Annotated in this window: 21 protein-coding genes and 3 pseudogenes; 15 read left to right on the plus strand and 9 right to left on the minus strand. The window is 69.6% G+C overall.

Going from position 1 to position 22,356, the window contains the following annotated elements; translation table 11 throughout:
- The first annotated feature begins 6 nt into the window (after positions 1-6).
- From QE392_RS00300 to QE392_RS00340, 9 genes and pseudogenes are all read left to right on the plus strand, one after another.
- Positions 7-1,474, plus strand: a pseudogene (locus QE392_RS00300) (family 43 glycosylhydrolase).
- A 41-nt stretch (positions 1,475-1,515) separates the two neighbouring features.
- The gene (locus QE392_RS00305; RefSeq protein ID WP_307446259.1) at positions 1,516-2,853 is read left to right on the plus strand and encodes an ABC transporter substrate-binding protein; all 1,338 of its coding nucleotides are present in this window, start codon (positions 1,516-1,518) and stop codon (positions 2,851-2,853) included.
- A 76-nt stretch (positions 2,854-2,929) separates the two neighbouring features.
- Positions 2,930-3,809, plus strand: a pseudogene (locus QE392_RS00310) (carbohydrate ABC transporter permease).
- Positions 3,809-4,720, plus strand: a complete 912-nt coding sequence (locus QE392_RS00315; protein WP_307446262.1) for a carbohydrate ABC transporter permease — start codon at positions 3,809-3,811, stop codon at positions 4,718-4,720. The pseudogene QE392_RS00310 and the gene QE392_RS00315 overlap by 1 nt, the downstream one beginning before the upstream one ends.
- A 29-nt stretch (positions 4,721-4,749) precedes the next feature.
- The gene (locus tag QE392_RS00320) at positions 4,750-5,727 is read left to right on the plus strand and encodes a LacI family DNA-binding transcriptional regulator (protein ID WP_307446264.1); all 978 of its coding nucleotides are present in this window, start codon (positions 4,750-4,752) and stop codon (positions 5,725-5,727) included.
- On the plus strand, positions 5,724-7,103 hold the full coding sequence (locus QE392_RS00325) for a glycoside hydrolase family 32 protein (protein WP_307446267.1): 1,380 nt from the start codon (positions 5,724-5,726) through the stop codon (positions 7,101-7,103). The genes QE392_RS00320 and QE392_RS00325 overlap by 4 nt, the downstream gene beginning before the upstream one ends.
- Positions 7,104-7,183: 80 nt before the next feature.
- A complete protein-coding gene (locus QE392_RS00330) occupies positions 7,184-8,743 on the plus strand; it encodes a glycoside hydrolase family 32 protein (RefSeq protein WP_307446270.1) in 1,560 nt (519 codons plus the stop codon).
- Between the two features lie 249 nt (positions 8,744-8,992).
- The gene (locus tag QE392_RS00335; RefSeq protein WP_307446273.1) at positions 8,993-10,015 is read left to right on the plus strand and encodes a TerC family protein; all 1,023 of its coding nucleotides are present in this window, start codon (positions 8,993-8,995) and stop codon (positions 10,013-10,015) included.
- A 146-nt stretch (positions 10,016-10,161) separates the two neighbouring features.
- Complete coding sequence (locus QE392_RS00340) at positions 10,162-11,127, plus strand: LLM class F420-dependent oxidoreductase (RefSeq protein WP_307446276.1); 966 nt, start codon at positions 10,162-10,164, stop codon at positions 11,125-11,127.
- Positions 11,128-11,185: 58 nt separating this feature from the next.
- Here QE392_RS00340 and QE392_RS00345 read toward each other — a convergent pair whose 3' ends face one another.
- Together QE392_RS00345 and QE392_RS00350 are read right to left on the minus strand one after the other, a co-directional pair.
- Complete coding sequence (locus tag QE392_RS00345) at positions 11,186-12,100, minus strand: PPOX class F420-dependent oxidoreductase (protein ID WP_307446278.1); 915 nt, start codon at positions 12,098-12,100, stop codon at positions 11,186-11,188.
- Positions 12,101-12,107: 7 nt separating this feature from the next.
- Positions 12,108-12,485 (minus strand): DoxX family protein, encoded by a 378-nt coding sequence (locus tag QE392_RS00350; protein WP_307446281.1) that lies wholly within the window; start codon positions 12,483-12,485, stop codon positions 12,108-12,110.
- Positions 12,486-12,640: 155 nt separating this feature from the next.
- Here QE392_RS00350 and QE392_RS00355 point away from each other — a divergent pair, with 155 nt between their 5' ends.
- Positions 12,641-12,931, plus strand: coding sequence for a hypothetical protein (locus QE392_RS00355; protein WP_307446284.1), 291 nt, complete (start codon positions 12,641-12,643; stop codon positions 12,929-12,931).
- A gap of 16 nt (positions 12,932-12,947) precedes the next feature.
- Here the strand turns inward: QE392_RS00355 and QE392_RS00360 are convergent, their stop codons facing one another.
- Positions 12,948-13,280 (minus strand): DUF7882 family protein, encoded by a 333-nt coding sequence (locus tag QE392_RS00360; protein ID WP_307446286.1) that lies wholly within the window; start codon positions 13,278-13,280, stop codon positions 12,948-12,950.
- 183 nt (positions 13,281-13,463) lie between these two features.
- Here QE392_RS00360 and QE392_RS00365 point away from each other — a divergent pair, with 183 nt between their 5' ends.
- Positions 13,464-13,919 (plus strand): MarR family winged helix-turn-helix transcriptional regulator, encoded by a 456-nt coding sequence (locus QE392_RS00365; protein WP_307446289.1) that lies wholly within the window; start codon positions 13,464-13,466, stop codon positions 13,917-13,919.
- Between the two features lie 9 nt (positions 13,920-13,928).
- Here QE392_RS00365 and QE392_RS00370 read toward each other — a convergent pair whose 3' ends face one another.
- A complete protein-coding gene (locus tag QE392_RS00370; protein ID WP_307446292.1) occupies positions 13,929-14,243 on the minus strand; it encodes a DUF7882 family protein in 315 nt (104 codons plus the stop codon).
- A 74-nt stretch (positions 14,244-14,317) separates the two neighbouring features.
- On the opposite strand from QE392_RS00370, the gene QE392_RS00375 reads away from it, so the two are divergent.
- Positions 14,318-15,457: a glycoside hydrolase family 6 protein gene (locus QE392_RS00375; protein WP_307446295.1), complete on the plus strand. Its 1,140-nt coding sequence runs from the start codon at positions 14,318-14,320 to the stop codon at positions 15,455-15,457.
- A complete protein-coding gene (locus QE392_RS00380) occupies positions 15,454-16,332 on the plus strand; it encodes a response regulator transcription factor (RefSeq protein ID WP_307446299.1) in 879 nt (292 codons plus the stop codon). The genes QE392_RS00375 and QE392_RS00380 overlap by 4 nt, the downstream gene beginning before the upstream one ends.
- An 89-nt stretch (positions 16,333-16,421) precedes the next feature.
- Here the strand turns inward: QE392_RS00380 and QE392_RS00385 are convergent, their stop codons facing one another.
- The 3 genes and pseudogenes from QE392_RS00385 to QE392_RS00395 form a co-directional block, all read right to left on the minus strand.
- Entirely contained in the window at positions 16,422-16,925 is a 504-nt protein-coding gene (locus QE392_RS00385) for a hypothetical protein (RefSeq protein WP_307446304.1), read from the minus strand.
- A 15-nt stretch (positions 16,926-16,940) separates the two neighbouring features.
- Positions 16,941-17,270 (minus strand): hypothetical protein, encoded by a 330-nt coding sequence (locus QE392_RS00390; RefSeq protein ID WP_307446308.1) that lies wholly within the window; start codon positions 17,268-17,270, stop codon positions 16,941-16,943.
- Positions 17,271-17,394: 124 nt separating this feature from the next.
- Positions 17,395-17,892, minus strand: a pseudogene (locus QE392_RS00395) (glycosyltransferase); the annotation flags it as partial.
- Positions 17,893-18,035: 143 nt separating this feature from the next.
- On the opposite strand from QE392_RS00395, the gene QE392_RS00400 reads away from it, so the two are divergent.
- Together QE392_RS00400 and QE392_RS00405 are read left to right on the plus strand one after the other, a co-directional pair.
- Entirely contained in the window at positions 18,036-19,106 is a 1,071-nt protein-coding gene (locus tag QE392_RS00400; RefSeq protein ID WP_307446311.1) for a hypothetical protein, read from the plus strand.
- Positions 19,107-19,194: 88 nt separating this feature from the next.
- The gene (locus QE392_RS00405) at positions 19,195-20,859 is read left to right on the plus strand and encodes an ATP-binding protein (protein ID WP_307446314.1); all 1,665 of its coding nucleotides are present in this window, start codon (positions 19,195-19,197) and stop codon (positions 20,857-20,859) included.
- 24 nt (positions 20,860-20,883) lie between these two features.
- On the opposite strand, the gene QE392_RS00410 is transcribed toward QE392_RS00405, so the two are convergent.
- Positions 20,884-21,405 (minus strand): hypothetical protein, encoded by a 522-nt coding sequence (locus QE392_RS00410; protein ID WP_307446316.1) that lies wholly within the window; start codon positions 21,403-21,405, stop codon positions 20,884-20,886.
- Between the two features lie 191 nt (positions 21,406-21,596).
- On the minus strand, positions 21,597-22,289 hold the full coding sequence (locus tag QE392_RS00415; protein ID WP_307446319.1) for an endonuclease/exonuclease/phosphatase family protein: 693 nt from the start codon (positions 22,287-22,289) through the stop codon (positions 21,597-21,599).
- Between the last annotated feature and the right edge of the window lie 67 nt (positions 22,290-22,356).

The raw sequence follows: 22,356 nt of genomic DNA on the forward strand, positions 1-22,356 counted from the left end.
ATCCGCATGCACGAACGAGGGTTCTTCCGCCCGCCCCACGCCTGGGTCGGCGACGTCATCCCCTGGCAGGAAGACGGACGCTTCCACCTCTTCTATCTGCACGAGTCCCGCCGCACCCCCAAGGTCGGCATGCCCTGGCACCGCGTGATCACCGACGACCTCGTCACCTTCACCGAGACCGGCGAGGCGGTGGCCTCCGGCGGCCCGGATGCCGACGACTTCAACGTCTACACCGGCAGCGTCGTCGTCGAAGACGGCATCCACCACGTGTTCTACACGGGGCAGAACCCCGCCCACGTCGGCTCCGACGGCCTCCCCCTGCAGCTCGTGCTGCACGCCACCAGCACCGATGGCATGCGCACCTGGCAGCGCCACCCCGAGCACACGTTCGGCGCGACGGCCGGCTACGAGACGGCCGACTGGCGCGACCCGTTCGTCTTCCGCGACGAGGCCGCGGGTCTGTGGCGCATGCTCGTCACCGCCCGCCACGCCGAAGGCCCCGAGCGTCGGCGAGGGGTCATCGCCCAGTGCGTGTCGCGCGATCTCCTCACCTGGGAGGCCGCGGAGCCGTTCTGGGACCCCCGCCGCTACATCGCGCACGAGTGCCCCGAGGTCTTCGAGTGGAACGGCTGGTGGTACCTGGTGTACTCCGAGTTCAGCGAGTCGTTCACCACCCGATACCGCGTCTCGCGGAGCCTCCACGGCCCCTGGACGGTTCCCGCCGACGACTCCCTCGACGGGCCGCGCGTACTACGCGGCGAAATCCGCAGCCCGCGACGGTCGGCGCTTCTTCTTCGGCTGGATCGCCTCCCGCGAGGGCGGAACCGACGACGGCGCCTGGCAGTGGGCGGGAACCCTCTCGGTGCTCGAAGCCGAGCAGAACCTCGACGGAACGCTCCGCTTCCACCCGCCGCGCGAGCTGGTGGAGACCTTCGACAGGGGCGTGGCCGCCGCGGCATCCGGCACCGTCCTCTCGGCCCCCGACGGCTACGCCGGTCTCGTGTTGACCGAGACGATCCCCTCGACCTTCCGCGTCGACGCCGTGTTCGACATCGCCGCGGGCACGACCGAGTGCGGGCTGCTGCTGCGCGCGAGCGCCGATGGCGACGAGGGCTACGCCCTGCGCCTCGAGCCCCGGCGCAACCGCCTGGTTCTCGACCGCTGGCCGCGCCGACGCACCGGCGGCGAGCAGTGGCAGATCTCGGGCGACGTGCCCTTCGCCGTCGAGCTGGAACGCCCGGTCGACCTCACCCCGGGTCCGCACCGCATCGAGGTGATCGTCGACGGCGACCTGTGCGTCGCCACTGTCGACGGCGCCGTCACTCTCAGCACGCGTCTCTACGACCGCACCGCCGGCGGTGTCGGCGCCTTCGTCGGCGAAGGCAGCGCCACGATCCTCAGCCTCGACGTGTCCACACGAGAAGCGCGCTTCCCCGCCTCTCAGCGCGACGACCTCCTCGTCGCCTCCTCCTGAGCCCACCCGCACCCGCACCACACACATCAATGGAGATTCACATGGTCAACCACGCCCGCACGGCATCCTGGCTCGCCCTGGCAGCCGCCACCGCCGTCGTCCTCTCCGGCTGCGCCGGCGGCGGAACAGGGGGAGACCCCACCGACGTCAACCCCGAGGGCGAGATCACGCCCCGCGAGATCTCGTGGCTGCTCTCGCGCCCGGCCGACGGCGGGGTCATCACCGCGATGCAGAAGATCGCGGACGAATACGCCGCCGACCACCCGGGCTTCGCCCTCAACCTCATCACCACGCCCGACCGGCCCAGCTACATCCAGAAGTACGAGACCCTCGCCGCGGCGAACAAGCTGCCCGAGCTCTTCGACACCGATGCCACCCCTTTCGCGCAGAAGCTCGCCGAACAGGGCCGCATGGTCGACGTCGATCTGCTGCTGGACGACCTGGGGCTCGCCGACGACTACCGCGAGGCGGCGCTGAACTACCAGCGCTTCGACGACGGGTCGCTGTACATGGTGCCGTTCGAGTTCCAGCTGGAGTTCTTCTGGTACAACCGCGACCTGCTGGCCCAGGCCGGTGTCTCGGTGCCCGCGACCCTCGACGACTTCGCCCCCATGTGCGAGGCGCTGCGCGCCCAGGGCGTCACCCCGATCGCCCTCGACGGCGCCGACGGCTGGCCCCTCGAGCGCTACATGGCCTACTACCCCTTCCGTCAGGCGGGCCCGGAGTACGTGCAGGAGCTCAAGACGGGCGAAGCGAAATTCTCCGACGCCCCCGGCCGCGCCGCCGCCGACTGGCTGTACGGCCTCGGTCAGGCCGGGTGCTTCCAGGAGGGCTTCTCGTCGACCGGCTATGCCGACGCCCAGGCGCAGTTCACCTCGGGCAAGGCCGCGGTCTACAACATCGGCACGTGGGAGCTCGCGAACCTCGCCACCGACAAGCTCGACGCGGGCGTGCGCGACAGCGTCGACTACTTCACGCTTCCCACCCTTCCGGGAGCGGTGACCGCCGACGACGAGTACGTCGCCCCGTCGGGCATCGGAATGGCGGTCAACGCCTCGACCTACGACCCCCTGGTGCGCGACTTCCTCGCCTTCGCGCTCGAGCGCTACCCCGCCGAGGTCGCCGCTTCGGGCGCCCTGTCTCCGACCACGGATGCGGCGACCGAGATCCCGGCGAACGCCACGCCGCTGTACACCCGGGCGATCGAGCAGGCCGGCGAGGTCGGCGAGGAGCTCGCGATGCCCTGGGACACGCAGCTCGACCCCGCCACCAACACCCGCCTCCAGCAGGAGTTGACCCTCCTCGTGCAGGGCGACATCACGCCCGACGAGTTCGTCAGCACCATGGATGCCGCCCTGACGGAGAACGTCGGTGACTGACACGCTCGCACCGAGCCGGCCCCGCGTCACCGGGGCCGGCCGGCCCGCCCCCCGCCGCCGTCCGCTCAGCACCTCGATGCTGCCCCGGCGTTCGGGCCTGGCCGTCGCCGTCTTCCTCGTGCCGCCGCTGCTGCTGTACGGCGCCGCCGTGCTGCTGCCCATCGTGCAGTCGCTTGTGCTGAGCCTGTTCGAGTGGGACGGCATCACCGACCTCGAGTTCGTCGGGCTCGACAACTACGTCAAGATGTTCACCCGCGACGACGTCTTCTGGACCGCGTTCGGCAACGCCCTCGGCTACCTCGCGATCTGCCTCGTGCTGCAGCTCGGCGGCGCTCTCGCGGTGGCGGGGCTGCTCACCGCCCTCCCCCGGGCGCGCGAGCTGGTGAAGACCCTCTACCTGCTGCCGGCCGTCATCTCCACCGTGGCGATCGCCTTCCTGTTCCTGCGGGTCTACTCGCTCGAGCCGGTGGGTCTCGTCAACCAGCTGCTGGCGTGGGTGGGCCTGGAGGGTCTGCAGACGGCGTGGCTGTCGAACGTGCAGACGGTGCTCGCCGCGGTGTCGATCCCCGAGGGATGGCGTTTCACCGGCCTCTACATGCTCATCATCTACGCGGCCCTCATCGCGGTGCCGAAGGAGCTCGAAGAGGCCGCGCGCCTCGACGGCGCCTCGTGGTGGCAGACGTTCTGGCGCATCCGCTTCCCCTACATCCGCCCGGTCTGGATCACCACGACCGTCATGGCGACCACCTTCGCCCTGCGCGGCTTCGACATCCCGTACCTGCTCACCAACGGCGGGCCCGGACAGTCGTCGGAGCTGTTGACCACCTACATGTACAAGACGGCCTTCGTCCACACCGACTACGGCTACGCCAGCGCGATCTCGGTCTTTCATCGTCGTGGAGTGCCTGGTCGCCGTCGGCCTGATCTTCCTGCTGCTGCGTCGGAAGGACGCGTGATGAGCACGACCCTCGCCCCCGCCCCCATGGCATCCGTTCCCCTCGAGCCCGCACCCGCACCCCGGCGCGTGCACCGCTCGCCGCGCCTGCGCGTGCAGCGCACCCTGCTGACCGTCACGGTCGTGCTGATCGTCGTGGTCCAGGTGTACCCGTTGCTGTGGCTGTTCCTCACCAGCTTCCGCACCGCGAGCGACTTCGCCGGCGGCGACCCGTTCGCCCTCCCGCGCGAGTGGACGCTCGAGAACTACTCCCGCGCGTTCGGCACCGGCAACCTGCTGCTGAACATCGGCAACTCGCTCATCGTGACCCTCGGGGCGAGCGCCCTCATCGTGGTGGCGGGCATGATGGCCGCCTACGCGCTGCAGGTGCTGGGCTTCCGGCTCAGCGGGTTCGTGCGCGCGCTGTTCCTGCTCGGCATCATCGTGCCGGTGCAGATCGCGCTCGTGCCGCTGTTCATCGACTACTCGCAGGTGGGGCTGCTCGACACGCACCTGTCGATGATCCTGCCGCTGGCGGCGTTCTCGCTGCCGATGGGCGTCTACCTGTTCTCGTCGTTCTACGAGTACATCCCGCGCGAGCTCTACGAGGCGGCGTCCCTGGACGGTGCCGGCCCGTACCGCATCTTCCTGCAGATCACGACGCCCCTGTCGGTGAACACGATCATCACCGTCGTCCTGGTGAACAGCATCTTCATCTGGAACGACTTCATCTTCGCGAACACCTTCGTGCTCTCCGACGGGCTCAAGACCATCCCGCTGGGCCTGCAAAACTACATCGGAGCGATGGGCAACACCGACTGGACGGCGACGTTCGCCGCGGTGTGCGTCACGGTGACGCCGCTGCTGCTGGTGTTCCTCGTGCTCAACAAGGCGATGATCGCCGGGCTCGAGAGCGGAGCGACCAAGGGATGAACGCGAGGACCCCCTCATGACCCACGACCATGCGCGACGTGGCGAAGGCGGCCGGCGTCTCGGTCGCGACCGTGTCGCACGTCGTCAACGACAAGCCCGGCGCCCGCATCGGCGAAGACGCGCGGCGCCGGGTGCAGGAGGCCATCGTCGCCCTGGGCTACCGCCCGAACGCGCTGGCGAAGACGCTGTCGGAGGGGAGCTCGCGCTTCATCGGGCTGGTGGCGGATGCCATCGCCACCACGCCCTTCGCCGGGCAGATCATCCACGGCGCCCAGGACGAGGCCTGGCGGCACGGTTTCGTGCTGCTCGTGGCCAACACCGAGGGCAACGCCGCCGCCGAGAACGACGCGATCGCGATGATGCTGGAGCACCAAGTGCGCGGCATCCTGTACTCCACCTGGTACCACCGCGAGATCGAGGTGCCGCCGCCGCTGCAGCACACCGAGACGGTGCTGGTGAACTGCTTCGCCGCCGACGACTCCTTCGCCGCCGTCGTCCCCGACGAGGAGCAAGGGGGACGCACCGCCACTGAGCAGCTGCTGGCGGCCGGGCATCGCCGCATCGCGTTCGTGAACACCACGTCACCTTCGCCGGCGCAGGTCGGTCGCCTCGCCGGGTACCGGGCAGCCCTCACCGCCGCGGGTGCCGACGTCGACGACGCCCTGGTCTTCGAGGCCGCTCCCGAGCAGGAGGGCGGCTACGACGTCGCCGAGGCCGTGGTCGCCTCGGGCGCGACGGGCGTCTTCTGCCACAACGACCGCGTCGCGATGGGACTCTACGACGGCCTGCGTGAGCGCGGGCTGCGCATCCCCGACGACATCGCCGTCATCGGCTTCGACAACCAGGACGTCATCGCCGCCCACCTGCGGCCCCCGCTGTCGACGGTCGCCCTCCCCCACTACGAGCTCGGTGCCGCAGGGGTGCGCACGCTGCTCGGTCTCGAATCGCCCACCACCGGCGCGCGTCAACTCATCGCATGCCCCTCCATTCCGCGAGAGTCCGTATGAGCCTTCCCCGCCCGCGCTTTCACCTCACCCCCTCCCGCAACTGGATGAACGACCCGAACGGGCTCGTCTTCACGGGCGACCGCTGGCACGCGTTCTTCCAGTACAACCCCGAGGGCAACGACTGGGGCAACATGAGCTGGGGCCACGCCTCCAGCGCCGACCTTCTGCACTGGGACGAGCATCCCGTGGCGCTGCCGCACCGCCCCCGTGAGCAGATCTTCTCGGGGTCCGTCGTCGCCTCCCCCGGTGACACCCTCACCGCGTACTACACGAGCGCGTACGACCGCGGCATCCAGGCCCAGTCGCGCGCGACCAGCGTCGACGGCGGCTTCACGTGGACCCCGGATGCCGCGAACCCGGTGCTCGATCGCTCGAGCTCCGACTTCCGCGACCCCAAGGTGGTCCGCATCCCCGGCGGCGGGTGGCTCATGCTCACGGTCGAGGCGGTGGAGCGCCGGGTCGTGTTCTACGCCTCCGACGACCTGCTGGCCTGGAGGGAGGCGGGCTCGTTCGGCCCCCTCGGGCCGGAGGGCGTCGTGTGGGAGTGCCCGGATCTCGTCCACCTGCCCGTGGAGGGCACCGCGGAACGGGCCTGGGTGCTGCTGCTGAGCACCAACCCCGTCGGCGACGACGCCGACCCCGCGGGCTCCGCGATGCACTACGTCGTGGGCGAGCTCGCGGGCGGCGTCTTCCGCTCGGACGCCACGGACCTCCGCCCGCTCGACCACGGCCGCGACCTGTACGCGGGTGTCACCTTCGACAGCGCCCCGGGCGGTGCCGCGGTGATGCTGGGGTGGATGAGCAACTGGCGGTACGCCCACGTCGTACCCACCGCGCCCTGGCGCGGAGCCATGTCGCTGGCGCGGACGCTCGGTCTGCGCCGCATCGACGGGGCGTTGCACCTCGTGCAGCGGCCCGTCCTTCCCCCCACCGCCACGGGCGATGCGGCCCTGCTCACCGTCGAGCCGCACGCGGTGATCGAGGTGGCCTGGGACCCCGCCGCGACGGGAGCCGTGCGCGTGCGGCTTACCGGAGAAGGGGATGCCACGGTCGACGTCGTCCACGATCCCGGTGCCCGCACCCTCAGCGTCGCCCGAACGGGTTCCGCCGCGGAGGCCCTTCACCCCGACTTCCCCGGCGAGCGCGCGGCGCCCCTCGTGGGGGCGGCGGGTGCGCTGACGCTCGTGATCGACGGCCCGCTGCTGGAGGTGTTCGCCGACGACGGCGCCACGGTGCTCTCGCACCTGGTGACCCTCGGTGGCGGGCCGCTCACCGTCTCGGTCACCGCCGAGACCGCGGTCGTCCCCGCCGTGCGCGTCAGCGCGGTCGGCGACATCACCGCCCAGGAAGGTCCCGCGGCTCCGGCGGCCGCGTGACCGCTGTCTCCCCGAACCGCCGGCCACCACCCGGCGGGTGCGTCGTCGCGCCCGCCGATCACGAGGAAGTGAGAAGCACCATGCCGTTCGAGATCTCCCGTCGCGCCCTCCTGCAGGGCGCCGGGGCCGGGGCCTTCGGCCTCGCCCTGGCCTCCGTCGCTCCCCCGGCCGCCCAGGCCCAGACCGCATCGCAGCGCGCGGTGTTCCACATGACGCCGCCCGCCGCGTGGCTGTGCGACCCGCAGCGCCCCATCGTCTCGGGCGGGCAGTACCAGCTCTACTACCTGCACTCCGACGTGAACAACGGACCCGGCGGATGGGACCACGCCACCACCGACGGCGTGAGCTTCACGCACCACGGCACGGTGATGCCGCTCACGAACGGCGTGCCGGTGTGGTCGGGGTGCCTCGTCGTCGACACCGCGAACACCGCCGGATTCGGGGCGGGGGCCGTGATCGCCCTCGCCACCCGACCGACCGACGGCATTCGCAAGTACCAGGAGCAGTACCTGTACTCCTCGCACGACGGCGGCTTCAGCTTCACGATGCTGCCCGACCCCGTGCTGGTCAACACCGACGGTCGCACCGCGCAGACCGCCGCCGAGATCGACAACGCCGAGTGGTGCCGCGACCCGAAGGTGCACTGGGACGCCGCGCGCGGCGAGTGGGTGATGGCGCTCGGTCGCGCACGGTACGCCGGGTTCTACACCTCGCCGAACCTGCGGCAGTGGACGTGGACGAGCAACTTCGACTACCCGAACCCGCAGCTCGGCGGCATCGAGTGCCCCGACCTGTTCGAGATGACGGCGGACGACGGCACGCGTCATTGGGTGCTGGGCGCCAGCATGGACGCCTACGGAATCGGTCTGCCCATGACGTACGCCTACTGGATGGGCACGTGGAACGGCACCCGCTTCGTCGCGGACGACCTCACTCCCCAGTGGCTGGATTGGGGATGGGACTGGTACGGCGCGGTCACCTGGCCGAGCATCGAGGCCCCCGACACCACGCGCCTCGCGATCGGGTGGATGAACAACTGGAAGTACGCCGCCCGCGACGTCCCCACCGACGTCACCGACGGGTACAACGGCCAGAACTCGATCGTGCGCGAGCTGCGCCTCGAGCGGCAGTCCGGCGGCTGGTACAGCCTGCTGAGCGCCCCCATCGCCGCCCTCGCGGGCCGTGCCACCTCCACGGTCACGCTCCCCGACCGCACGGTGGACGGCAGCGCCGTCCTGCCGTGGAACGGGCGGGCCTACGAGCTCGAGCTCGACATCTCGTGGACGGATGCCACGAACGTCGGCGTCTCGGTCGGGCGGTCGGCCGACGGCTCCCGGCACACGAACATCGGCAAGTACGGCTCCGACCTCTATGTCGACCGCGGTCCGTCCGAGCGCAGCGGCTATGCACTGGCCCCGTACACGCGCGCGGCGGCCCCCATCGACGCCGCCGCCCGGTCGGTCCACCTGCGCATCTTCGTCGACCGGCAGAGCGTCGAGGTGTTCGTCAACGCCGGCCACACGGTGCTGTCGCAGCAGGTGCATTTCCTGGAGGGCGACACCGGGATCTCGCTGTACACCGACGGCGGCCCGGCCCGGTTCTCCGGCATCACGATCCGCGAGTTCGGGGTGCCGGTGTAGGGGAAAGAGGGGGATCGACCGGGGGCGCCCGCGCCGCGGCCCCGGTCGCTATCACAGCCGGGCTCGAGCAGTCCAGGCCCCGGCACCGCAGCGGCATCCCGTAGAATCATCCGGAGCAAGGGGAGTACTCCCACCGCGACGATCTCGTCAGTACGGTTCACGCCATCGTGAGCCCGGGACGTCGGCCCCATCGCCGGGTGGAGGAGACCTTGGTGTCCTGCTGTACACCTTTTTCCCTTGGAGGCCGTCTTGGGCGTCACCCCCCTCGTCTGGATCATCACCATCGCGGTCACGATCGCGTTCTTCGTCTTCGAGTTCTTCGCCCACGTGCGAAAGCCCCACGAACCGACCGTCGGCGAGTCCGCTCGCTGGTCGGCGTTCTACATCGGCCTGGCGCTGCTGTTCGGCGTCGGCATCGGCGTCTTCTCGGGGTGGACCTATGGCGGTGAGTACTTCGCCGGGTATCTGACCGAGAAGGCGCTGTCGATCGACAACCTCTTCGTGTTCCTGATCATCATGACCGGGTTCGCGGTGCCGAAGAAGTACCAGCAGAAGGTGCTGATGATCGGCATCGTCATCGCGCTCATCATGCGCGGCGCATTCATCGCGGTGGGTGCGGCGCTCATCGAGAACTTCTCGTGGATCTTCTACATCTTCGGCGCGCTGCTGCTCTTCCTCGCCTACCGTCAGGCGTTCTCGCACGGCGACGACGACCCCGCCAACGGCAAGTTCATGAAGTTCGTCCGTCGCATCCTCCCCGTGAGCGAGGAGTACAACGACGACAAGCTGACCGTCCAGAAGAACGGCAAGCGCTTCGTCACCCCGATGCTGCTGGTCATCATCGCCATCGGCTTCATCGACCTCGTCTTCGCGGTCGACTCCATCCCGGCGATCTACGGCCTGACGCAGGAGGCGTACATCGTCTTCACGGCCAACGCCTTCGCGCTCATGGGTCTGCGCCAGCTCTACTTCCTCATCGGCGGTCTGCTGGAGCGCCTCGTCTACCTCGCACAGGGCCTGGCCGTCATCCTGGCCTTCATCGGCGTCAAGCTCGTCCTGCACGCCATGCACGTCAACGAACTCCCGTTCATCAACGGCGGCGAGCCGATGCTGTGGGCGCCGGAGATCCCGATCTGGTTCTCGCTGCTGTTCATCGCCGCGACCGTGGCCGTGGCGACGTGGCTGAGCCTGCGGAAGACCCGCAACGACGCAGAGAAGAACAAGCGCGAGACCTTCGACGGCGAGAAGGTCATCCACGCGCCGGAGGACTGACCCCCGCGTGGGGCCCGTGGCATCCACCAGTCCCCTGACGAGCGAGCACAGCGGGCCCGCGGCGTGAGCCGCGGGCCCGCTGTCGCATCTCACGCCTGTGCGCAACCCCGACGATCACGTCAGGGCGTCGGCCTACCGTTGCCGGCATGACGCGATTCGGCTACACCCTCATGACCGAGCAGAGCGGCCCGCGGGCGCTCGTGGACTACGCCGTCGGCGCCGAGCGCGCCGGCTACGACTTCCTGGTCTCCAGCGACCACTACTCCCCCTGGCTGACCAGCCAGGGCCACGCCCCGTACGCCTGGACGGTGCTGGGAGCCGTCGCCAACGCGACCACCGACGTCGAGCTCATGACGTACGTCACCTGCCCCACGGTGCGGTACCACCCCGCGGTCGTGGCGCAGAAGGCGGCCACGCTGCAGCTGCTGTCCGACGGGCGCTTCACCCTCGGGCTGGGTTCGGGAGAGAACCTGAACGAGCACGTCGTCGGCGAGGGGTGGCCCGCGGTGCACGCGCGCCAGGACATGCTCGTCGAAGCCATCGAGATCATCCGCGCCCTGCACACGGGCGACCTCGTCACCTACGACGGCGAGTACTTCCGCGTCGACTCGGCCCGCGTGTGGGACGCGCCCGACGGCGGCGTGCCGATCGGCGTGGCCGTCTCGGGCGAGCACTCCATCGCCCGCTTCGCCCCGCTCGGCGACCACCTCATCACCACCGAACCGGATGCCGAGATCGTGCAGGGCTGGGACGAGCACCACGAGGGCGAGTCGCGCAAGATCGGCCAGATCCCGATCAGCTGGGATCCCGACAAGGATGCCGCGATCGCCCGCGCGCACGACCAGTTCCGCTGGTTCGCCGGCGGCTGGTCCGTGAACGCCGACCTGCCGACTCCGGCGGGTTTCGCCGGCGCGTCGCAGTTCGTGCGCCCGGAAGACGTCGCGGAGTCCATCGCGTGCGGCCCCGACCTGGACGAACTCGCCGAGAGCGTGCGCCCCTTCATCGACGCCGGGTTCACCGACATCGCCATCGTGCAGGTCGGCGACGAGCAGCAGCAGCGCTTCGTCGACGAGATCGCCGAGCCCCTGCTGGCAAAGCTCCGCGCGCTGTGAGGCGCCGGGGGGCGCGGACGCGGCGCGCCCCCTGGCATCCGTCGACCGGGTGAGCCCGTCAGGAGCGCAGCGACGCTGAGCCCAGCGTTCTCTCCACGGTGATCTCGAGCACCACGCGCTCCGGGTTCACGCGCGGTTGCCGGTAGCGGGCCGCATACAACGCGACGGCGTGCGCCACGGCATCCGGATCGTCCGTGACCCGGGCCGGCCCCTCGAAGCTCAGCCAGCGCCCGCCGTCGACGGAGCAGACCGAGGCACGACCGCTTCGCGCGGCGTTGACGAACTTCTGGGTGCCACGCGACCCGATGACGCGCACGATGCCGTCTTCGTAGGTGAACCCCACCGGAACGGCGTGCACCCGCCCGGAGCGGCCGATGGTCGAGAGGGTGGCGAGGTGGTGTTCGCTCAGGAAGGAGCGCGCGTCGTCGGTCAGCACTACTCCAGCGTGCCACGCGGCAGCAGGTCGGTCACCGTCTTCGACCCCGAATCCCAATGGCGCACCCCGGTCGCGGTGACGGCCAGTTCGCCCTCGCCCGCGTCGGAGAGCACCGCGAGGGCCTCCCCCACCCGATCGAGGGGCACGCGCCGCGCCAGCGTCACGTGGGCCGTCCACTTCCCCGGGTCGGGTGTGGACGGCATCGTCTCCGGCGCCGGCGAGCTCGTGGACGCGAGCGTGGAACGCGAGCAACGCCGTCGACGGGATGACGGAGCGGGCGATCACCCGCGAGCGCCCGGCCCCGAACAGCAACGGCGCGCCGAGCGTCAGCGCGAGCGGAAGGTCGGCGGCGAGGGCGGCGAGGTCGGGCGGCGCCAGTTCCGGGCGGACGAGCAGGGTGATGTGCGGACGGTTGCTCTCGCCGGTGTGCCGGGCCTGGCTCGGCAGATCGGCGGCGATCATCGCGTCCCACTCTCGACGCACCGCCGCATCAGAGGCCGCGTCGAAGACGAGCTCGAGGCTGACGACAGCGCTCATGGGCGCGTCACCGCGTCGACCACCATGCCGCCGCGACCAACAGCGGCTGGAAGAACAGGCGGACGAAGCGCTTGCGGTCTGTGTCGAGCCCGAAGGCGGAGCGGCCTTTGCGCCACTGATCGATGTTGCCGGGAAAGATCGCGACGAAGAACGCCGTCAGCGCGGCGCCGACGCGCCGACGCTCCCGCGGGAGGGCGACGAGGGCGAGCCCGAAAGCGGCTTCGACGACACCGGATGCCACCACCACGGCGTCCCGATCCAGCGGGCCGTGCTCGACGAGGGCGTCGGGCACCTGCGCCTGGAAATCACGCCGGGCGAAAGTCAGGTGGGCGATACCGGCGAACATCATGGCCGAAGCCAGCAGCCAGCGCACGACAGATCTCATGCTGCGACGGTAGTTCGCCGCCGGAGCCTCCTCCCGGGGTTGACGAACGTGAGCTCGTCCCTTCTGCTCGCTACGGCCTTCGTCCCGATTGCGCAACCCCGCGTGGTGACGAGTCAGCCCCGGTTGACTGGATCCATCACCGAAGGAGGTGCACCATGACCATGACGAACGCCACGTCCCCCGCGATGCGGGAAGAGGATCTCGATGCCCTCCTCGTCCGAGCGGCGGCCGGCGATTGCGACGCATTCGTCGCGTTCTACGACGCGACGGCGCCGCGTGTCTACGCGATCCTGCTCTCGTTGACCGGGGTCGCCGCGGAGGCCGACAGGCTGATGGAAGGCGTCTACGTCGAAGCCTGGGAGCGCATGCGAGGGCGAACGGCCCCGCCCTGTCCCGGCTTGCACTGGATGTCGGCCCTCGCGCACCGCAGCGTCGCGAGCCGCTGACCCGGCGGCACGTCCGTCAGCGGGCGTCGGCCCTCTGCGGTGCCGGACTGTCGTGCGGGTCGAGATCGATGGTCAGCCCGCTGGACGAGTTGGCGGCGTTCGCATACGTCTGCAGCAGGGCGTTGTCGAGGGTCTCCGGCTCGGCGGCACCGAACACGAACCGCAACGGGATCGACGGCTGGATCCAGATCGTGCTCCGACCGGACTGCTCCCCCATCGGATGACGCCACGACATCGTGAAGCTCTCCCCCCGGCGGAGCTTGGTCGCGATGACGACCTTCACGTGCGCGAGGAGCCGGTCGGGGATGTCGATCGGGCTCGGGGACGAGCCATAGAACAGTGAGCCCATCAGCCTCTCCTTCCGGGACACCCGGCCCTTTGGATTTTACGAGGTCGCCTCACCACCGCAAAGGAATTCGCGATGAACACCCGGCACGGCGGCGCCTCCAGCCTCAGCCCGCCAGTTCTCCGGCGTGAGTCGGGTCGGCTCAACTAGACTGTCGGCACGGGTGGCAGAGCCTCGAGGAGACGCATGACGATCGAGACCGAAGATGACGCCGTGACGACCGCCGCCCGTGCGGTGGAGCGACTGCGCCTCGCCGAAGCCCGCTTGGCACGCCGACGCCAATCCGAGTGCGGCCCGAGCGAGAACGCCCGCGCAGCCATGCGTCTGGTGCTCGAGCGCGCCGACGCCCACTCCACGGTCACCCCCACCGAGATCGCGCACTACCTCGGCATCTCGGCCGCGTCCGTGACGGGCATGCTCGACCGACTGCACGCGGGCGGGCTCATCGACTTCGTCGTCAACCCGGCCGATCGGCGCAGCAAGTTCGTCGTGCCGTTCGACCGTGCGACGGATCCGGATGCCATCGACCCGGTCACGGCGCGGATTCGCGCCTTCGCCGCCGAGCTGCCCGACGGCACGGCCGGCCACGTCGCAGCGTTTCTCGACCGCGTCCGCGAGGTCGTCGACACCGAGTGCGCCTGATCTGCGGGGTCAGGCCCGAGGAGCCCCGTCGGGGTCGGGCTCGGCGATCACAGTCAACCCCTGCGGGGCGCTCGCCTCGTTCATCAGGTCGTCCACCCACCGCCGGTTGAGGTGCGGCAGTCGGCTCCCGTAGAAGTGGAACACCAGCGGGATCGACGGCGAGATCCACAGCGAGCGCGTTCCACTGCCGTCGGCCATGGGGAAATGGAACATGAAGGGCTCGTTGCGTCTGAGCTTGTTCATGAACACCACGCGAAGGTGGGACAGGGTTCGGTCCTCGATGTCGAAAGCCTGCCCGAAGCTGTTGTAAACCAGTTTTCCCACAATGACAATCTATAGCCCTGCTCGGACTAATCATTCAGGAGCCGGCGGGCAGGGAGCCGGATAAAGTGCTGCTCGTGCCGGCACCGCACTCGACCTCGACCCGACGCCCGCTGCCGCGCGGTCCGCTGATCGTGGGCGCCCTGCTCGTCGTGCTCGCGCTGATCGTCGTCTTCGCGGTCGGTCGTCTGACCCTCGCCGCGGCGGATGCTGCGTCCGCCGCAGCGCCGGCCGTCGGCACGCGGATCCTCGCCTCCAGCACCTCGACGGCGGCGCGTGCGTCCGTGTCCGGGGGCGGTGCACGCGAGACCGCCGCCGCGGACTGGCTCGCGAGGCAACCGACGACGGTCTGGCTGACCCCGGAGGGCGACCCGATCGACGCGGTCCACGACCGGGTCGTGCGTCTCGCCGATGAGGCGCGCGGCCAGGATGCGGCGCTCTCGGTGGCCGTGTACGGACTCCCCGACCGCGATTGCGGCAGTCATTCCACGGGCGGCCTGGACCCGGAGGACTACGCCGAGTGGACGTCCCGCATCGGACGAGCCCTGGCATCCGCCGCCGGTCTGCAGAAGATCGTGATCCTCGAACCCGACAGCGTCGCGCTGTCACCCTCGTGCGGCTCCCTCACGGAGCGCGCAGGGTACCTGCGGACGGCGGTCGACAACCTCTCCGGTCCCGGCACCTGGATCTACATCGACGCGGGCAACTCCGCCTGGCACCCGGCCGAGGAGATGGCAGAGCTTCTACGGGCGACGGGATTGCTGTCGTCGGTGCGCGGAGTCGCGCTGAACGTCTCGAACTACCAGGACACCGCCTCCGAGTTCGCCTACGCCCACGAGCTGTCCGACCTGCTGGGCGGAACGCACGCGGTCATCGACACCTCCCGCAACGGCGCCGGTCCGGCAGGGGCGCAGTGGTGCAACCCGGCCGGCCGACGCGTGGGGAGCGAGGGGGGGTCCTACGGAGACGGTGTCGTCGACACGAATCTCTGGATCAAACCCCCCCGGCGAAAGCGACGGCGCGTGCAACGGTGGCCCCGCGGCCGGTGCGTGGTGGCCGGATGCCGCCATCGAGTTGACGAGAGGGCTCGTCTGACCCGCACCCCCGGGGGGTTGCGTCGCGAAATGTGTCAAGATTGCGCTCGTCGCTATGCGACACCGCGTCTCGGGGGAGAATGCGGGCGCGAAAGCGCGAATGCGGAGGAGTGGGTCAGATGAGCGACAACCTGGAGCGCGTGAAAACGGCGGTGATCGTCGAGGACGATCCCGATATCCGCCACCTTCTCGCCGAGGTCCTCGAGTCGGCAGGCTTCTCCACCGTGTCCGTCGGGAACGGTATCGACGGGGTGCGCGCCGTGATCACCTATCAGCCGCTCATCACGACGCTGGACGTCAACATGCCCGGCATCGACGGGTTCGAAGCCGCCCGGCGCATCCGGCAGCAGAGCGACACGTACATCATCATGCTGACGGGACTGGAAGAGGAGGCCGATGTCGTGCTCGGCCTCGGCGCCGGCGCCGATGAGTACGTGGTCAAGCCGTTCCGTCCGCGAGAACTCCGCGCACGGATCGAAGCCCTCCTGCGCCGACCCCGTGCCGGCGAGCCCGGTGCGCCGAGCACCGCGCCGCGCCAGGAGCGGGTCGGCCCGTCCTTCCCCACCGCCCGCCCCGAGAGCGAGGCCGCGTCGCCGCCCGCTGGAAGCGAGGTCGTCGTCCTCCCGCCGCCGGCGGGAGAGGTGGCGGAGGACGCGGGACACGCCTGGCTCGTGCACCGAGACCTGCTGCTCGACCCCGACAGCCGACTGGTGCGATTGAGTGGCGACGACCTGGAACTCACCCGCACCGAGTTCGATCTGCTCGCAACGCTCATGGAGTCCAAGCGGCGCGTCCGCAGCAAAGCCGATCTGACCCTGGTCCTGCGCGGCGAGTCCTACGTGACGAGCTACTTCGTCGGCGATGCCGACAAGCGGGCCATCGAAGCGCACATGACCAACCTGCGTCGAAAGCTCGGCGACAATCCCGCCAATCCCCGCTACATCGAGACCGTGCGCGGGGTCGGGTATCGCCTGACCTCGGAGCTCGTCGCCTCCTGATGCCGGCGGCGACGGCGGATGCCTCGGCCGCGGTCGTGACCGAGGCATCCATTTCTCCGATCGTTCGGGCCATCGGAGCCGGGAGTTCGTCAGACCTTGAAGCCGTGCTGTCGACGAACGAGCTTGGAGAACATCATCAGGGTCTGCAGCACGGTGACAACGCCGACGATCGGCCACCCGACCCAGAGGATCGAGGACTGCGCGAGCGGTCCCACGAGCACCCAGATGACGGCGAGCGCGATCGCCACGGCGACGAGGACGACCAGGGGCACCCAATGGCCCAGTCCTCCACCGCGCTCCGCCTTGGCCTGCATGGCCCAGTTGTCCACCTTCTTGCGAGACAGGAAGCGCGACCACGAGCGGACGAAGTGACTGATGCGCACCCACATGAACACCTCCGCGGGCACGAAGAGCACCGCGAAGAGGATGTCGGTGCGATCGACCTTCGCCATGGTGCACGCGATCCGCAGGTTCAACAGCATCGCCACGGCCGGCGGAATGAGCCACCACGGCGAGAAGGCGTACGCCCCGATCGAGAGAGACCCGGCGAGCAGCGTCAAGAAGGCGACGCGGACGAAGAGGTTCGTCAGCATGCCGAAGTTCTCGAATTACCGCAGACGCAGGTTGGGGTGGAAGGGCTGGCCCTTGGTGTCCCCGCGTTGGCCGGGCCACATGAGCTCGATCGCCCCGTAGGTCCACTTGACCTGCTGGGCGTCGTACGCCGAAAGGGTGGTCATCCCGCCCACGTCGGCCCGGGCCACGGGGCTGATCTTGGTGAGGTAGCCGGCGCTCTTGATCTGCAGGGACAGCAGGGAGTCCTCGACCTCGGAGTCCTTGACCCACGGGGTCGACTGGTGGTTCTGCGCCATCGCGTCTCGCAGTGCGGTGGTGGAGAAGATGGAGAACTGACCCCCCCAGCACCGCCATGTTGCGGCCACGCAGCATGTTCTGCAGGTTGAACGCGGCGAACTGCGTCCGTTGCCCGGCGATCAGGAACCGTGCCATCGCCCCCCGGATGGGCGCGTCGTCGATGGTGTAGATGGCCGAGATCCCGCCGATGCGGGAGTCGGAGACGGCCTCCGCCTCGAGGTACTCCACGGCGCGGGGGTCGGCGACCGTGTCGCCGTCGACGCCCAGGAGGTAGTCGTAGCCTTCGACGAGGGAATAGCCGTAGTTGAGGGCGCCGACCTTCTTGTCGGGGTTCTTGCCGATGTCATGAACGAAGACCTCGGTGAACTGCTCGCCGAGTTCGGTGTGCAGCTCGTGAGGACCGCTGTAGTTCGAGGCGATCCTGACGGTGGCGTCCGAGGTGTTGTTGACGACGACGTGGATGACGTCGGGCACGCGGGTCTGTCGCAGCAGCGCCTCGATGACACCGGCGATCGACTCCTCCTCGTTGTAGGCGGGGATGACGCACCCGATCGTGGAGCGGTGGACGCAGGAGTCCTCCAGGATCGCCGCGAAGTCGTCGACGAAGTGCTCCTCGTGCTCGTTCGCATGCTCCTGTGCGTGCGGACGCAGCTCTCGCGCGGGAGCGGTGAAACTTCGCACATCGGTCATGGCGGTGCCCTCCGTTCGGTGATCGCTGTGTCGGCCGGTCCCCACTCTGGATCCTCGCCCGCAACACGTCCGCCGCGGCGGAGCACCGTCTCCGCAAGATTGCCTCAAGATTCTCCGCGCTCGCAGAAGGAGGCGGTCATCTCATGATCCTTCTCGCCCTGTTCTCCGCCATCACCGCGGCGGGTGTGGCGCTGGCGATCCTCCTCCTCGCCTACGGCCGCCCCGAGGACGACCGTGGTGGCGCCCGCGCGGAGATGGTGCGCTACTTCGGGATGGCCGCCTTCGCCGCTTTGCTGTGCGGCGCCATGAACGCTCTCGAGACGGCGGGCGGCGGGGTGGCGGCCGCGGCGAGCGGCAATGCCACGAACGTGATGTCCGTCGGATTGTTGTGGGCGGGTGCGCGGCACCTCAACCATCGACGCGCCGTCGGCGCGATCGGGATCGCCGCGGTGGGGATCTTCCTGCTCGGTCTGACCTTCCTCATCCCCCTCGAGAACGCGACCCTGCTCAAGACCGCGGGACTGGGGGTGTTCGCCGTCATGGGGGCTCTCGAGTGCGCGCGGCGCCCGCTCGGCGACCTCCGGGGCAGTCGCCTCCTGGCGTGGACCCTCGGTCTCTACGCCGCGTACAACCTCACGCGTCTGATCGTGGTCGCCGTGGTCGGCACCGCTCCTCTCCTGGAGCCGGGTCCGATCTCCGCCGAAGCGACCGCGCTGGTCAGCGCCGTCACCATCGCCCTCGTCTCCATCGGTACGGTCCGCGTCGGGCGGCAGCTCGACGACCGGCCGTCGCCCGGCACACGAGCCCACGATCGGGGAGTCCTGCGGCGCGAGACCGCGCGCCTCATCGGCGCACACGGGAGCGCGCGGATCACGCTCGTGCAGCTGCCCGAGCTGGATCTGATCCGCACCGCTCACAGCGTCGCCCACGGGCGGGAGATGCTGCGGGCGGCGGCCGGCGCGGTCGACGACGCACTGCCCGAGGTGGTGACGGGTCTGCCCGGGCGGGACACCGTGTTCGCGGTCTCTCCCGTGAGCGTCGAGACCGACTGGATCGAGTCCGCGGTGCGACGCGCCTTCGCACGTCGCATGCCCTCATTGGACTGCGTCGACGTTCCCGACCTGCTGTTCGAGCACCGCGTCATCCGGTCGGTCGACCCTCTGTCGTCCCTCATGAGGACGGCCCGTCAGCGGGTGAGCCGTGCCGACCGCTGACAGGCCCGCGCCGACACCGCGGGGGGCGGAGAGCGCAGGCGCACCGGGCTCCCCGGCGTCTGGATCCCCTCTCGATAGGGTCGAGGCCATGGCATCCCCGAGGAGCGGCGTCCCGGCCCCCTCGGTCGCCGCGCGCGACGACGACACGAGCGGTCCCGGTGGGCGGACTCGGTCGGTATGGCTTCTCCAACTCCTGCTCGGCGCCAGCGTCATGATCACCGTGCTGCTGGTCCAGCTGATCGAACCGACGTTGTTCTCCCACTGGCCGTTCTCTTCCGGCGTCGGCGTCGTGATCGCCCTCACCGCGGTGGCCATCGTCATGCCCTGGCACCGGCTGCCGCGCGCCACGGTGTCGGTGATCCCCTTCGGCGACATCCTCGCCGTCGGGTTGATGAGCGTCGGGACCGACCTCCGGTTCGGATTCTTCTGGGTCTTCCCCATCATGTGGATCGCCGCCTACTTCTCGTTGGTGACCCTCATCTCCGCTCTCGGATCCATCGCCGTCATCATCCTCCTGGACGCGACGCTGAACGCCACGGGGCCCTCGTCGGCGCTCCGACTGCTCGTGGTCCTGCTCTCGCTGACGTTCATCGCCATCACCGCGTACCTCTCCGCCCGGCAGACCCGCGCCTTCAAGCAGCTGCTCAGACGCCAAGCCAGACGCCTGCAGGGCACGCTTCAGCGGGTGTCGGGCCAGGAACGACGCGTGTCGCAGATGCTGAACGGGTTGGATACCGGCATCGCCCGGCTCTCAGCGGAGGGAGAGGTCCTCGCCCTCAATGACACCTACGTCGCCCTCTACGGGATCGAGCGCGACGAGCCCCAGCGCCCCGGGCGTTCGGTCGAGTACTCGACCCTGCACGGCGACCCCCTGCCCGACAACGAGCGCCCCTTCGCCCGCGCCGCGCGAGGCGAGCAGTTCGATGACGAAAGGGTGTGGCTCTACGATGCGCGCGGCGACTGGCACGCGCTGTCGGTGTCGACGCGTCGACTGGCCTCCTCCGGCGAGCCCGAGAGCACGCTGCTCATCGTGCACGACGTGACGGCGCTGATCGAGTCCGAGCGCGCGCGCGAGCGGTTGGCGGCAACCGTGTCGCACGAGTTGCGCAATCCCCTCACGGCCATCATCGGTCATGCGGACCTCGCCCTCGACGGCCCCGACCTCCCGCCGAAGGTCCGGGAGCAGCTCGAGGTCATCTCCGCCGCCGGTGAGCGCATGCAGAAACTCATCTCGGAGATCCTCGCGGCGTCGCGAGGGGTGTTCCGCGAACCCGCGGCCCCCGCCGCCGCCGACGCCAGCCGCATCATCGCGTCGTCTCTCGAATCATTCCGCCCCGTGGCCGACGCGCGCCGCGTGCGCGTGACCGACGAGCTGCCGCCGAGGGCCGACGTGGCCGGAGACGGTTTCCGCCTCCGGCAGGCCTTCGACAACATCCTCAGCAACGCCATCAAGTACACGCCCCCGGGCGGCACGGTCCTCATCACCGCGGAGACCTCGCCGGACGATGTCATCCTGCGCTTCGTCGACACCGGGATCGGCATCCATCCCGACGATCTGGAACGCGTCTTCGACCCCTACTTCCGGGCGCGCACAGCCCGGGAGAGCGCGACACCGGGGACCGGGCTGGGAATGGGGATCATCCGCAGCATCGTCGAAGATCAGGGGGGCTCCCTCTTCCTCGACAGCGAACTCGGCGTCGGCACCACCGTGACCGTCATCCTGCCCGCGCTCCCCGTCGACCACGCCGGGTGAGCGCGGCGCGTGCGTCCGAGGCGGTCACCCGCCCGACGTGCCGGTGCCCTCCACGATCGCCACGGTGAGCGAGTCGGTCGCGGTCTGCTTCGCGTACTCGTCCGAGGTGGGGGTCGTCTGCACCAGATACTCGAAGGTGAACAGCAGGGCGACGAAGGTGGCTTCGGGGGGCACCTCCCCGACGGTGAAGGTCTGGGAGTAGCTGTACGGGGAAAGCACCAGGTATCCCGGCGCACTCGTCTCGTCGGTCTGAGAGGGCAAAGGGGAGAGCGACTCATCGGCGTTGCCGGGCACGGCGGTCATCGTCGCGCGCTCCAGGTACACCTTCTGGCCGTCGTCCGGGGTCACGGTCGTGACCATCGACACGCTGACCGGTTTGAGAGCGGTCGCCGTCCAGCGATTCATCCCCAGTTCCGACCAGTAATCGACCTGCGCCGCCACCGCCCCGGCGGTCAGCGAACGCTGCGTGGACCCCGTGGACAGGTCGTTGGGCACGGGCTGACGCGGGGCCGAGCCGGTCGTCTCGCTTCCCGTGGGGGTGGGCACTGCGGTGCTCTGCGCCCAGGGCGGCGAGCCGCACCCCGCCATCGCCAGGACACCCGCCCCTGCAGACATCCCCACCAGAAGCCTGATGCCTCGCACACCGAGTCCCATGCGTTCTCCCCCGAGTCCGTTGGCTCAGTGTAGGGCGAGAGAGCGCACGCCCCGTCGGGGGACCTTCCCGCCCTCGCGATGTGCTAGCGGAGACCGCTGACGCGGAGCGCCGTCACCTCAGCCGTGACGAGGATCGGCAGGTGATCGCTCAAGCCCTGCGGGAGCGTCTTGATGTGCGCGATGTCGAAGCCGACGGATGTCGCGAAGTCGTAGTGCCCACGGAAGAAGCGATAGCGCGTGTAGGTGCGCGCATCGCTCAGGGTGAGCTCGTAGCCCTGGTCGCGGACCTTCTGCCCCAGGTTCTCCTTGAAGACCGGGTAGTTGTAGTCCCCGACCATCAGCGCCGGAAGGCCGGGCCCGAGATTCTGCAGCTCCGTGAGCGCCGTCCGGATCTGATGCCGGCGCAGGGAGTTCAGCGCGGTCAGCGGCGCCGCGTGGAACGAGGCGACGATCACGTCGCGACCGGTGTCGATGTCGCGCAGCCGGACCCCCAGCATCCGCTCCTCCGCGGGTTTGAGGACGTAGTCGTGCAGCGACTTCTTGAGCGAGAGCGCCCGCACCTCCTCGGCGCGGAAGGTGTTCTCGCGGTAGTACACGGCCAGGCCGAGCCTGTTGCGCTGGGTCGCCTCGGCCAGGCGCAAACCGCCGACCTGATCGGGGATGTCGCTGGTGTCGCACTCCTGCAGACACAGCACGTCCACCTCGTGCTTCTCGACGAGCGCGGTGAGCTCCCCGGCGGCGCGGTGTTTGTTGAGGTTGTACGAGATGACCTTCATGGCGGTGTCAGCATACGACTGTCGGCGATGGGGCCTCCGAGGGTTGCGTCGCCCTCGGAGGACGGGA

The sequence above is a fragment of the Microbacterium proteolyticum genome, assembly GCF_030818075.1.
GTDB classification, from domain to species: Bacteria; Actinomycetota; Actinomycetes; order Actinomycetales; family Microbacteriaceae; genus Microbacterium; species Microbacterium proteolyticum_A.

Excerpts from the sequence above, each read along its gene's own strand:
- QE392_RS00305 (WP_307446259.1), top strand. The coding sequence starts at position 1,516 with ATGGTCAACCACGCCCGCACGGCATCCTGGCTCGCCCTGGCAGCCGCC.
- QE392_RS00315 (WP_307446262.1), top strand. The coding sequence starts at position 3,809 with ATGAGCACGACCCTCGCCCCCGCCCCCATGGCATCCGTTCCCCTCGAG.
- QE392_RS00320 (WP_307446264.1), top strand. The coding sequence starts at position 4,750 with ATGCGCGACGTGGCGAAGGCGGCCGGCGTCTCGGTCGCGACCGTGTCG.
- QE392_RS00325 (WP_307446267.1), top strand. The coding sequence starts at position 5,724 with ATGAGCCTTCCCCGCCCGCGCTTTCACCTCACCCCCTCCCGCAACTGG.
- QE392_RS00330 (WP_307446270.1), top strand. The coding sequence starts at position 7,184 with ATGCCGTTCGAGATCTCCCGTCGCGCCCTCCTGCAGGGCGCCGGGGCC.
- QE392_RS00340 (WP_307446276.1), top strand. The coding sequence starts at position 10,162 with ATGACGCGATTCGGCTACACCCTCATGACCGAGCAGAGCGGCCCGCGG.
- QE392_RS00345 (WP_307446278.1), bottom strand. The coding sequence starts at position 12,100 with ATGAGCGCTGTCGTCAGCCTCGAGCTCGTCTTCGACGCGGCCTCTGAT.
- QE392_RS00350 (WP_307446281.1), bottom strand. The coding sequence starts at position 12,485 with ATGAGATCTGTCGTGCGCTGGCTGCTGGCTTCGGCCATGATGTTCGCC.
- QE392_RS00355 (WP_307446284.1), top strand. The coding sequence starts at position 12,641 with ATGACCATGACGAACGCCACGTCCCCCGCGATGCGGGAAGAGGATCTC.
- QE392_RS00360 (WP_307446286.1), bottom strand. The coding sequence starts at position 13,280 with ATGGGCTCACTGTTCTATGGCTCGTCCCCGAGCCCGATCGACATCCCC.
- QE392_RS00365 (WP_307446289.1), top strand. The coding sequence starts at position 13,464 with ATGACGATCGAGACCGAAGATGACGCCGTGACGACCGCCGCCCGTGCG.
- QE392_RS00380 (WP_307446299.1), top strand. The coding sequence starts at position 15,454 with ATGAGCGACAACCTGGAGCGCGTGAAAACGGCGGTGATCGTCGAGGAC.
- QE392_RS00385 (WP_307446304.1), bottom strand. The coding sequence starts at position 16,925 with ATGCTGACGAACCTCTTCGTCCGCGTCGCCTTCTTGACGCTGCTCGCC.
- QE392_RS00400 (WP_307446311.1), top strand. The coding sequence starts at position 18,036 with ATGATCCTTCTCGCCCTGTTCTCCGCCATCACCGCGGCGGGTGTGGCG.
- QE392_RS00405 (WP_307446314.1), top strand. The coding sequence starts at position 19,195 with ATGGCATCCCCGAGGAGCGGCGTCCCGGCCCCCTCGGTCGCCGCGCGC.
- QE392_RS00415 (WP_307446319.1), bottom strand. The coding sequence starts at position 22,289 with ATGAAGGTCATCTCGTACAACCTCAACAAACACCGCGCCGCCGGGGAG.